A 12,193-nucleotide genomic window follows, 5' to 3' on the forward strand; every position below is an offset into this window, starting at 1 on the left:
AGTTCATATCTACCTATTATAGCTATATACTATATACTATACTAAAAAAGACCTACTAGTGAAAGGCAGACATCATGTCTAATCGTTACCTAGCATGATCAAATCGATAGATTTTTATACTACTAGTCTGTAAATAAACATAAAAAAACACCTATGGCCCACAGGTATTTATAAGACACTTATAATTGGACTAACACAACTATCCTTTTTCTCTATACACATAGACACGCTTAATTCTACTCATTAAGCTAGCTAATACTTCATCTATATTACTGTTAATCCAAGTTGCGATATCTCTTGCAGTAATTGTTTGGTTTTCTTGATCGCCGATAATAACCGCTTCAGCTCCTTCCTCTACATGGGGGATATCTGTCAAATTAACAAATGTTTGATCTAAAGAAATGGTACCGATTATTTCTGACTTCTTTCCTTCTACCAACACAAAGCCATTATTCGATAGTAACCGTTTAAAGCCGTCTCCGTGTCCAATAGGCAGTATGCCGATACGTTCCTCTTTTTTTGTTACATATTCTCCCCCGTAGCCAACCTTAGATTGTGGTGGTAGACTTCGAATATGAATGACTTTTGTTTTTAAGGTCATGACCCTTTTCAAATGAATATCATTCACTTGTCTTTCATCTGGATGATACCCATAGAGTGCGATACCTGGACGTACCATATCCAAATGCAAATCCTTTCTTTCAAGTGCAATAGTGGATGCGCCAACATGTTTGATCGGAAATTCAAAATCATTGGCCTTTAGTATTTGTACTACATCTTTAAATAAATCATATTGATCGTTTGTAGTTTTCCAGTCCCCCTCATCCGCATTAGAAAAATGGGTATATATCCCTTCCCAGTATAGCCCTTCTAACTGGTAACATGACCTGCAAAATGAAAGCACGTCACTTGGTTCAACACCAAATCGTTGTAATCCAGTATTTAACTTTAAATGAACGGCCATAACCTTTCCGTGTTGAACAGCAACTTCACTAATTGCATGGGCAGCTGCTTTGGAACTAATTGTTGCCGTTAAATGGTAATAAACAACATCTTCTGCTTGAGAAGGGGTAATTGGCGGGAGAATATGAATAGGAACAGGGATGCCACATTGCCTGAGTATAACACCTTCCTCTAAGCTCGTAACTCCCAACCTATCCACCCCTGCTTTCACCGCTTGTTGAGCAATTGGAACAATTCCATGTCCATATGCATTTGTTTTAACAACTGCCATCATCATCGCATTTGCCAATCTTGTTTTTACTTCACGGACATTATGATGAAATGCGGATAGATTGATTTCAGCTATGGTATTACTCTCTACTAACATATTCGCATACTGGAACATGAATAAACCTCCTCATGTTTCACTTCATTTACGAGATACGCAATGCTTGAAGAGATGAATGAAAGGCTTGAATAATTTTCTTCGTAGTTTCTCCGGGAATTTCGGAACCAATGGGCTGGTTATCTACCTGAATAATGGGAACAATATCTAATTTAGTAGCCGTAATAAACAATTCATCTGCTGCTAATAAATCATGTATTGTAAAAGCTTCTTCTTGCACAGTTATTTGTAGCTTATCACATAATTCCAATACTTTCTGGCGTGTTATCCCATTTAATATATAATTATTTGCAGGATGGGTGAAAACCTTTCCGTCTTTAACCATAAAGACATTAGATGCGCTTGCCTCGGTAATCACATCACCTCGATGAAGAATAGCTTCTACTGCGTTGTTTTCTACTGCTTTTTGCTTCGCTATTACATTTGGTAATAAGTTCAGCGTTTTAATATCGCACCGGAGCCAACGGATATCTTCTGTCAATACGGCTGACGCTCCATTCTTGCTAGCTTCATCTAAGGTTTCTTCTATTTTGGTATAGGCAATAAGTATAGGTGTTACTGACTCGCGAGGAAAATGATGCCATCTTTCAGCTTCACCCCTCGTAATTTGTAAATAAACCACCCCGTCTGTTAATTCATTTAGAGACACAAGTTCCACTAATTTTTCTTTTAACTCCGTTAATTCATATGGTAAAGATAACTGAATTTCCTTTGCACTTCGTTTTAATCGCTGTAAGTGTTCATCCAATAAAAAGAAAGCCCCATCATAAACTCCAATAACTTCATAAATTCCATCACCAAATTGGTATCCTCTGTCTTCAATATCAATTAGTTTACTTCTTTCGACAAACTGTTGATTATATAAGACTTTACCCATGAACGTTCCCCCTAACCAAATTTATCCTTCATAAGCTTTAAAATAGTCGATGTATCTACACTACTTCCACTAATTACAATAACCACATGATTACCTAGATGTACTTGCTGATGAAGGATGGCACCAATGCCTGAAGCGGCTGCCCCCTCAATAATAACGCGATGCTTATCAAGCATATATGTCATCCCATCTGCAAATAATTGCTCATCTAATACTTTGATTTCATCAACATAAGCTTGAACAAGCGAAAATGTATACTGATTATTTTTACCAATTCCTCCAAGCAGGCTATCCGCTAATGTATCCTTTTCTTGAAGCTCAATTGGATAACCAGCTTGTAAACTCTCATACATCGTAGCTCCTCGTGCAGTAGATAAACCTATTAATCTTAGATCTGGATGCATTGTTTTCAATGTTACCCCAAGACCTGAATGCAATCCGCCCCCTGATAAACCTGCTAGAACAGTATCAACTTCAGGTAAATCATATAAGATCTCTAACCCCATGGTCCCATATCCAGCAATCACTTTCGGATCATCAAATGGATGTATAACAGAAAGACCGTGTTTCTGTTCTAATTCACGACTATATCGCTCAGCATCATCTTGAGATGAACCAATGACCTTTATTTCTGCACCCGTAGCTTCCAATACATTAACCTTAGCTTGTGGGACTCGATTTGATATGCAAATAACAGCTTTGATGCCCAGTTGCTTTGCAACATATCCAACACTAATTCCAAAATTACCCGTGGAAAAAGTTGTAATGCCTCTAGAGCGTTGTTCAGGCGACAAACTTAATATCTTATTTGCTGCACCTCTAATTTTAAATGAATGGGTTGTATTCCAATTTTCCATTTTCAAATGAACAGATTTGTTTGTTAAAGCAGATAGATTTTCTGAATAAATCAGAGGTGTTGGCTGGGTAATTGCAGAAATCCGTTTTCGCGCCTGCCAAATTTCCCTAAAAAGAACGGATTCCATCAAACACCACTCCTCTCTTTATCCCGGTTTAGCTATTCCTTAATAGCTTATCTTCTACATATTCGATATGCTTCTCCACTTGTTTTTGTACGATTGCAGCATCCTTTTGAAGTAAAGCTTCATATAAAGCTTTATGCTCCTTATAATAGGATTGAGGACTAGAATAATATTGATCTAAATGTGCCATATATACTCTAATTTGAACGGCAATGGATTCATATATTTTAATAATTCGAGAATTCCCACATCTATTAATTACATATTGGTGAAATTGTAAGTCTAGACCAAACAATTGGTCCCAATTTCCATTGTTTGCTTGTATTTCCATTTCGTCGATAATAGCAGACAATTCAATGAAATGCTTTTTATCCAGGTAATCTAAAGCTTTTATAAAAGCTTTTGTTTCAATCATCAAACGTAATTCCGTCATTTCATCTAAATCCACATTCGTAAATTTGGAAACGAACGTCCCTTTTCTATTCTTATTCATTACTAATTCTTCTTGCTCTAAAATTTTCAAAGCCTCTCGTATTGTGCTGCGGCTCACATCAAAACGCTCAGCAATGTCGGCTTCAATCAAACGTTCGCCAAATTCAATCTTTCGAATCAGGATATCCTTTTTTAATTGTTCTGCGATTAATTCTCCTAAAGATTTCTTTAACAATACGCCATTTTCATCCATGAATATAACCCCTTTGTAAAGCGCTACTAAGATTTTGTCGACTGTCGACTTCTAACTATAGGTTCATTCTAGAAGGTAATATTTTTATTGTCAATGAAATATGAATTATCAAATATTTCTATTCGCAGCTTGACTTCTTCCTATTATCAGTCTATGTTGAAAATACATTTTTATGGATAAGGAATATAGATTGGGGGAAACCTTTGATGAACATTCTGGCCTTTCAGCGTGTTGAAAAACCGGTACTTGACCAGTTAAAACAAAATCATACCGTCCGTTTCTTTAAAAACGTGGACACAACAAAAGATCCTGAATTTCTAAGCTTTCTAAACAAAGCTGATGGGATTATTGGACTTGACCTAAATGTTGACCAACCATTAATTAACCAAGCACCAAATTTAAAAATTGTCAGCAATGTCTCGGTTGGTTACAACAATTTAGACATAGAAACCTTAACCAAAAGAAATATAATGGCAACAAATACACCTGGTATTTTAACGGATACCGTTGCTGATATGGTGTTTGGGTTGATTCTATCCACCGCAAGAAGACTTCCTGAGCTTGATCACTATGTAAAATCTGGAAATTGGGTAGAATCATTAGACAGCACCCATTATGGAACTGATGTACACCATAAAACGGTTGGTATTATAGGCATGGGAAGAATCGGCCTTGCCATTGCCCAAAGAGCACATCATGGCTTCGATATGAAGGTTATTTATCATAGTCGAACAAAAAAACCAGAAGCTGAGGAAAGATTTCAAGCAAGATATGCTAGCCTCGACGAATTATTAAGGGAATCTGATTTTGTTTGTTTAATAACCCCATTAACGAAGGAAACAGAACGATTAATTGGCAAACGAGAGTTTAGCTTAATGAAAAATTCAGCGATCTTTATTAATGGGTCACGTGGAAGAACTGTCGTAGAAGAAGATCTCATTCAAGCTTTAAATCATAATGAAATAGCGGGTGCTGGACTGGATGTATTTGAAAATGAGCCCATTCAGTTGGATAATCCATTACTACAGATGAAAAATGTGGTTACACTCCCACATATCGGATCTTCTACACTTGAAACAGAACTTGCTATGTCAACACTAGCTGCCAAAAACTTACAAACAGGTTTAGAGGGAAAAAAACCACCTAACTTAATTAATTCTGCTGTTTGGGATAACAAGTAACTAAATTCGGAGGATAAAGGCAGATGAATCAAGTTCTGCCTTTATCCTTTTTGAGCAACTTTACCCAATTTGTGCCTATTGTTATGACCTCTATTAAGCTTTTCCTTAATTGTTATTCATGCTAACCGGATATTTGGCTTAACTAGTAATTCTCGTGGAAATTCAGCCAATACCTCACAACCCTTTTCAGTTACACGGAAAGATTCACTTATTTCCACTCCCATATGATCAAGCCAGATCCCAGGTATCATATGAAAAGTCATATTCTCTTGTAACACTGTTTTATCACCCGCTCTTAAGCTAGCTGTATGTTCTCCCCAATCAGGCGGATAATTTAATCCCATGGAATACCCTAACCTGGAATCTTTTTTAATGCCACTTCTTTCAACTGTTTTTCTCCACACCGCTTCAACTTCTTCACAAGTAATCCCTGGCTTAATTGCATCTAGCGTATAATTAATTCCTTCTACAACGACATCAGCAATATATTGGATATTCTCATCAGGTATACCTAGAAAAATGGTTCTCGCAAGTGGCGAATGGTATCGTTTATAACAGCCAGATAGTTCAATAATTACAGGATCTCCTTGGACAAACGGATCATCTGTCCAAGTTAAATGACATGCAGATGTTTTATCCCCTGTCGGTAACAAGGGAACAATCGCTGGATAATCTCCACCAAAATTATCTGTTCCCCGAATCTGTGCATGGGCAATTGCAGCAGCAGCATCTGATTGTTTTACACCTGGTTCAATCGATTCAAATGCTGCTGTCATCGCGCCCTCCGCAATTTTGGCAGCATTTTTAATAAACGCAATCTCTTGTTCAGATTTTATAATCCTTATCCAGTTTACTAAATTCGTGCCGTCTTTAAAGATGGCGTTAGGCAAATTATCTTTCAATTTAATAAAATTTTGTGCAGTGAAATAATAAGCATCGAATTCAGCGGCTATGGTTTGATTATCATATTTTTTTGCTTTTATAAAGTCACTAACAAACTCCATAGGGTGCTTATCGGATGATTGTATATAATCATCTGTATATGGGTAGATATGATCCTTATCCAACCATGATGTATGCATAGCAGCACTTGCATCCTGTCCCCTACCTATCCAATATGGTTGATCCTCATCTAAGAAGACAATGAGCACCTGATGTACATAAAAGGACCAAGCATCATATCCACTTAAATAATTCATATTCGCAGGATCAGTAATAAGCAAAACGTCGATACCCTCTTTTGCCATACGGTGTTTTGTTTTTACCAACCTATCATAAAATTCTGAAACAGAAAAAAACACCATACAAACCCCTCCATTCATAGGTTGAAATTGTACCTTCACTTACATTCACCCATCAATTTAAACAATGAATCAATACAAAGCATAATAATTCGATATAAAAAAGCACTAACTCCCTTTTCTCCAATTAGATATAGATACGAAACATACTTCTATTAATGTATGGAGGAAGTGATTAGTGCTTCAATTATTCATCGTCGATTGTCGGCATTAAAATAACTATATTTCACTTGAAGATGAAAGTAAATAACTTCGTAATATAATCTAACATGTTTAATCGTATTATATGTTCGACAACAAAAAAAGATGAAATAATCAGTCAAAATGGGCATAATCGTAATTTTACTGATTATTTCCTATAGTATATCAACCATTAAGGTAAGGCGTCTAGATTATTTTTACTTTTTTCTAAATATATTGACTTGTCAAATAAAATGTGTTTCTATAATTAGTAACTGATCTGTTTTGTCGACAAACGACATACTTTCTAGGTGAATAAGCAGATATTGTTCATGAACATCCATTATTGCACATAAACTCATCGAAGATAGGAATTCAAGAAATAATCGCTCATATGGGAAAGGAGATTTTATATGGATACTAAAGTGGAGAAGAAAGCGCTACTGGAAAAAGATGAGAAATACCTTTGGCATGCCATGAGAAAATATAACCCTGAAGGTACCATGATTAGTACACATGCAGATGGTGTGTGGGTAACGGATATTGAAGGGAATAAATATTTAGATGCACAAGCTGGCTTATGGTGCGTAAATGTTGGTTATGGCAGAGATGAGTTAGCTGATGTATGTGCAGAGCAATTAAAGCAAATGCCCTATTACCCTTTAACTCAAAGTCACATTCCAGGTATACAGCTAAGCGAAAAACTTAATCAATGGTTAGAAGATGATTATGTTATTTTTTATTCAAATAGCGGTTCAGAGGCAAATGAGACAGCGTTTAAAATTGCGAGGCAATATTACCAACAGGCAAACCAACCGAATCGTTATAAGTTTGTCTCACGTTATCGTTCCTATCATGGTAGTTCATTAGCAACGCTAGCTGCCGGGGGCCAAAATCAAAGAGCTTATAAATATGAACCACTAGCATCAGGGTTTGTACACATTTCCCCACCAGACTGTTATCGAAGCCCCTTCCCACAAGACACTATGGCATGTTGTCTGCATGCAGCTGATGAACTAGATCGCACTCTGACTTGGGAAATTAGTGATACGGTTGCAGGATTTATTATGGAGCCAATTATCACAGGCGGTGGTGTACTTGTCCCACATGATAATTATATGAAACGTGTACGGGAAATTTGTGATAAACATGGTGTCTTATTAATTGCAGATGAAGTTATTAACGGTTTCGGCAGGACTGGAAAACCCTTTGGATTTATGCATTATGATGTCAAACCAGATATCATTACAATGGCTAAGGGATTAACTAGTGGATATATGCCGTTAGCAGCTACTGCTGTAAAACGGGAAATTTACGAAGAATTTACAGCATCAGCAACTCCCTACGACCACTTTCGTCATGTAAATACATTTGGTGGTAGTCCGGCAGCCTGCGCAGTAGCAATCAGAAACTTAGAAATTATGGAAGAAGAACAACTGATTTCTAATTCCAAACAACTAGGAGTATATTTGTTGGAAGAATTACAAGATCTGCTTCAGCATCCACATGTAGGAGATATACGAGGAAAAGGGTTATTAGCAGGAATTGAACTAGTCAAAGATAAACAAACAAAAGAGCCGATTGAAGAGAAGTTGGCTGCTCAAGTCGTAAACGAGTGTAAGCAAAAAGGAGTTATCATTGGCAAAACCAGCGATACGGTTGATGGTTATAATAATATTATTACGATGTCACCCCCGCTCTCGATTACTAAAGCTGAAATAAGTCATTTAACATCGGTTCTAAAAGAAGCAATTATAAAACTATAAGAAAAATCAAGAAGTGCCATTGGTCTAACTAAGACTCTCCTTCACCTAACTCACCTTGGGTAGGTGAAGGAAAACCTTCGTCATGTTCTGGCAGGCAGCCGTCAGTAATGCTTGTTCGCGGACAATTCAGTGATAAGGAAGAAATGGCTGTAGAGGTCAATCTTCCGGAGTAAGTGGTCTTCAGGAACAAGTTCTTCAATCGTCATCATTTTCATTTTGTCGTCTTTTCTTGATTGAAACAAAATCATCACCGCCTTTAGGAATTCTACCTTAAGAATAGTAAAAGAAAAAAATGGAATTACAGCAAAAAAGCATCATCCGAGCGGATGATGCTTTTTTCTTATTCATATAGGATTGGAGCTCCAGGACCAAGTTCGATTCCTAATAACATCCATACAATTAGCATGATTGTCCAGCCAACTAAGAAGAACATCGAATAAGGGATCATCGTTGATACAAGCGTTCCTATTCCCATTTTTTTATCGTATTTCTGTGCAAAGGCAATAATAATCGCAAAATATGTCATTAATGGAGATATAATATTTGTTGAAGAATCTGCAATACGATATGCCATTTGAGTTAATTCCGGAGAGTATCCTAATTGCATCATTATTGGTACAAAGACTGGCGCCATCATAGCCCATTTCGCTGAAGCACTTCCAATAAATATATTGATAAATGCAGCGATAATAATAAATACAAGAACCAATGGAATACCTGTTAGGTTAATACTTTGCAAGAACTCTGCACCATAAACTCCTAACACTAAGCCCATATTTGATTCATTAAAGTAAGCCACAAATTGACCAGCTGTAAATGCTAGTACAATAAACATCCCCATGGATGCCATGGTATCTGATAATTGATTAGCTACATCCTTATCATTTTTAATAGCTTTCGTAACCATTCCATATGCTAGTCCTGGGATAAAGAATAGAATAGCGATAATTGGTACTAATGAATCCATAAATGGTGAGTCAATGATCGGTTGATCACCAGTACCACGCATTGGTGCACCTTCAGGTAAGATTAACAATGCGGCCAAAATAAGCCCAACAACGACAGAAATACCTGACCAAATTAAGCCTTTCTTCTCTATAGCCGTTAAATTCTCAACTTTTTCACGGTATTCCCCTTTATATTCACCTAATCGAGGCTCTACTATTTTCTCAGTCACCCATGTACCAATTAACGTCAAGATAAAGACAGAGACAATAATAAACCAATAGTTCATCGCAATGCTCATACCTTCAGCATAAGCAGGATCGATGACAGCAGCTCCTGCTATTGTCAATTCTCCCAATAATGCATCAGTACCAGAAAGTAATAAGTTTGCACTAAATCCACCCGAAACACCTGCAAATGCAGCTGCTAGACCAGCTAAGGGGTGACGGCCGACTGCTGCGAATAATAAGGCCCCAAGTGGAGGTAACACAACATATCCTGCATCAGAAGCTACACTGGACATAATCCCAGCAAATACTAACCCTAACGTAATAAAACGTTTTGGTACGGATAATACGAAACCTCTTAAAAGGGCACTAATTAATCCCGAACGTTCTGCTATCCCGATACCAAGCATCGTAACAAGAACTACTCCTAAAGGAGCAAATCCGATAAAGTTATCTGTCATGCTAGAAAATATATATTGGATCCCCTCGGCATTTAATAAGTTTTTAATTTCAACCATTTCTCCCTCTTCACCTGGATGTTCAACACTGATTCCAAGTTGTGAGAGACCTGCAGATAATAGCAATACAATTAATGCTAATATTGCGAATAATGTGACGGGATGTGGTAATTTATTTCCAACTACTTCAATCCCATCCAATGATCTTTGGAATAGACCTTTTTTCTTCCCCATGTATCTTTCTCCTTCCTTGTTGTATTAAATGAGTAATATTCTGAAAATAATGCTAAATTGTAAGCGCATGTCACTCATTATATAATGCTAATCCATTTATGGAAATAGAAAGTAAATAAGTAAAAATAATGATATTTTTCTTAAGATTTATCCTAGTTAAAAAATAATATTGATTTTTTTAACAGATAAAAGGCGAGAATTTGCTGTATAACTGGTTCGAAAACAAATTGTCGCCTTTTGATATTAGTGATATTTGATTATAATATGGTATAAATTGGTTTATTTAAAATAGGGATTACCTGTCATTCCGATCCATAAGTCAGATTGTTCCACTTGGTATGCAAATTGTAATAATCGATGCTCTTCCCCTTTTCCAGCCACCACTTGCACACCAATTGGCATCCCCTCTTCAGATACATGAATGGGTAAAGACATTGCTGGTTGTCCAGTCAAATTTGCCAGCTGTGTAAATGGCGTATACGTTAAACTCGGCAAAAACATTTCATAAATTAGTTCTTGTTGTTCCCTTTTTTTAGCAGCTTCCATTTGACTTATCCATTTCTCCTGTTCTGCTTCATTCCAAGATAACTCTCCCACTTTGGGTGCTGTAAATGCAGAAGCAGGAGTAATAAAAAAATCATATGTCTGATGAAATCGTGCCATTTGCTCTGCTACACTATCCCATGAAGCAATACTTTGTGAAAACTCTGCTGCAGATACAGCTTGTCCAGCATAATTTAGCAGCCAGGTTTCCAGTTCTACATCGTCTTTCGTTATTTGGCGACCAATCAGATGTTGTAAATTGGTTAACAATGAAGCTATTTCCCCACTATTCATTAGATAGTAATTTCGCATGAGTTGCTTACCATCAATAGCTGCTTCCGTTTCTTCAACGATATGACCTTCTTCGGAAAGCCACTTTACCAATTTATCAACAGCCCATTTAGCATCCTTTGATACTGGCGTATCTACTGGTGATGTCTTGGTAAAGGCAATACGTAATGGTTTAGATAAAGAATTTTGCATATAGTTTTTATATTCTTCTAGAAATAATTGGGCTTGGAATGCTGCTTCCGGTTGAGATGTTTGTAATACATCTAGCATCGCTGCACTATCTCGCACCGTTCTAGATAAAACAAAATCAATTGCCGCTCCATGCCACTGCCTACCTACACCTGGACCAACAGGAGTTCTTCCCCTTGTCGGCTTCAAACCAAAGAGCCCCGTAAATGATGCAGGTATTCGAATGGAACCTCCACCATCACTTGCCCCTGCCAGTGGAACAATACCTGACGCAATAGCTGCAGCAGATCCACCACTCGATCCACCTGGTGAATACGTTAGATTCCAAGGGTTTTTGGTTGCTCCGTGTATTTCTGGCTCCGTTATGTTTTTTAATCCAAACTCAGGCGTATTCGTATGACCAATGAATTGGTATCCTGCATCGCAGAATGCTGTTGTAAAATGAGAATTTTCCTTGGCAACCGTATGCTCTAAGAGTTTAGACCCTGAGGTAATTCTTTCACCAGCTAGACGTTGCGAGATATTTTTAAGCAAAACAGGTACTCCTGCAAAAGGACGATCAATGGATACACCTTCTTTAGATTCTATAAGCGCCTTCTCTTTTCGCGTATTCACAACTGCATTTAAGCTAGGATTTACGTTTTCTAATTGTTGGATGCTAAATGCTACGAGTTCTGTTGGAGTTGTTTCTCTTTTTCTAATTTTTTCAGCTAAAGCCGTGGCATCACATTTTAAATAATCATGAACGTTCATATTTACACCTCATACCCGATCATTTGCCATTAGTGTATCATTGAATCGTAATACGTACCAACTACCTTCCCTTATTTTTATAATTTTTAGCCCCATCTTTTTTTTTCCAAGACGGATCGCCTAACTTATGAAGCTTCATATTGATAAAAGTAACCATTAATGGGATGACAAAAGCAAATGCCATATACACAAATGTTTTTAAATCCGGCAGATAGTTCGTCCATTCTCGCCACAC

10 protein-coding genes are annotated in these 12,193 nt (G+C 37.2%); 2 read left to right on the plus strand and 8 right to left on the minus strand.

Annotated elements, in window-relative coordinates:
- Nucleotides 1–199: 199 nt before the first annotated feature.
- Genes alr through M948_RS33125 form a run of 4 tightly spaced genes read right to left on the minus strand, consistent with a single transcriptional unit; the run spans nt 200 to nt 3,890 of the window.
- A complete protein-coding gene (gene alr / locus M948_RS33110) occupies nt 200–1,348 on the minus strand; it encodes an alanine racemase (RefSeq protein ID WP_021290775.1) in 1,149 nt (382 codons plus the stop codon).
- A gap of 28 nt (nt 1,349–1,376) precedes the next feature.
- Complete coding sequence (gene dat, locus M948_RS33115; RefSeq protein ID WP_021290776.1) at nt 1,377–2,225, minus strand: D-amino-acid transaminase; 849 nt, start codon at nt 2,223–2,225, stop codon at nt 1,377–1,379.
- Between the two features lie 11 nt (nt 2,226–2,236).
- The gene (locus M948_RS33120; protein WP_021290777.1) at nt 2,237–3,208 is read right to left on the minus strand and encodes a pyridoxal-phosphate dependent enzyme; all 972 of its coding nucleotides are present in this window, start codon (nt 3,206–3,208) and stop codon (nt 2,237–2,239) included.
- Nucleotides 3,209–3,236: 28 nt separating this feature from the next.
- Entirely contained in the window at nt 3,237–3,890 is a 654-nt protein-coding gene (locus M948_RS33125) for a GntR family transcriptional regulator (protein ID WP_021290778.1), read from the minus strand.
- 206 nt (nt 3,891–4,096) lie between these two features.
- Between M948_RS33125 and M948_RS33130 the strand changes: the two genes are divergently transcribed.
- A complete protein-coding gene (locus tag M948_RS33130; RefSeq protein ID WP_021290779.1) occupies nt 4,097–5,071 on the plus strand; it encodes a 2-hydroxyacid dehydrogenase in 975 nt (324 codons plus the stop codon).
- 116 nt (nt 5,072–5,187) lie between these two features.
- Here the strand turns inward: M948_RS33130 and M948_RS33135 are convergent, their stop codons facing one another.
- Entirely contained in the window at nt 5,188–6,375 is a 1,188-nt protein-coding gene (locus M948_RS33135; protein ID WP_021290780.1) for a M24 family metallopeptidase, read from the minus strand.
- A 590-nt stretch (nt 6,376–6,965) separates the two neighbouring features.
- Between M948_RS33135 and M948_RS33140 the strand changes: the two genes are divergently transcribed.
- Nucleotides 6,966–8,318 (plus strand): aspartate aminotransferase family protein, encoded by a 1,353-nt coding sequence (locus M948_RS33140; RefSeq protein WP_021290781.1) that lies wholly within the window; start codon nt 6,966–6,968, stop codon nt 8,316–8,318.
- Between the two features lie 340 nt (nt 8,319–8,658).
- Here M948_RS33140 and M948_RS33145 read toward each other — a convergent pair whose 3' ends face one another.
- The 3 genes from M948_RS33145 to M948_RS43220 form a co-directional block, all read right to left on the minus strand.
- The gene (locus tag M948_RS33145; RefSeq protein WP_021290782.1) at nt 8,659–10,182 is read right to left on the minus strand and encodes an AbgT family transporter; all 1,524 of its coding nucleotides are present in this window, start codon (nt 10,180–10,182) and stop codon (nt 8,659–8,661) included.
- Nucleotides 10,183–10,461: 279 nt separating this feature from the next.
- Nucleotides 10,462–11,958 (minus strand): amidase, encoded by a 1,497-nt coding sequence (locus M948_RS33150; RefSeq protein ID WP_021290783.1) that lies wholly within the window; start codon nt 11,956–11,958, stop codon nt 10,462–10,464.
- A 61-nt stretch (nt 11,959–12,019) separates the two neighbouring features.
- The gene (locus M948_RS43220; RefSeq protein ID WP_021290784.1) at nt 12,020–12,193 is read right to left on the minus strand and encodes a hypothetical protein; all 174 of its coding nucleotides are present in this window, start codon (nt 12,191–12,193) and stop codon (nt 12,020–12,022) included.

It is taken from the genome of Virgibacillus sp. CM-4 (assembly GCF_000445495.1).
Lineage (GTDB): Bacteria > Bacillota > Bacilli > Bacillales > Amphibacillaceae > Virgibacillus > Virgibacillus salexigens.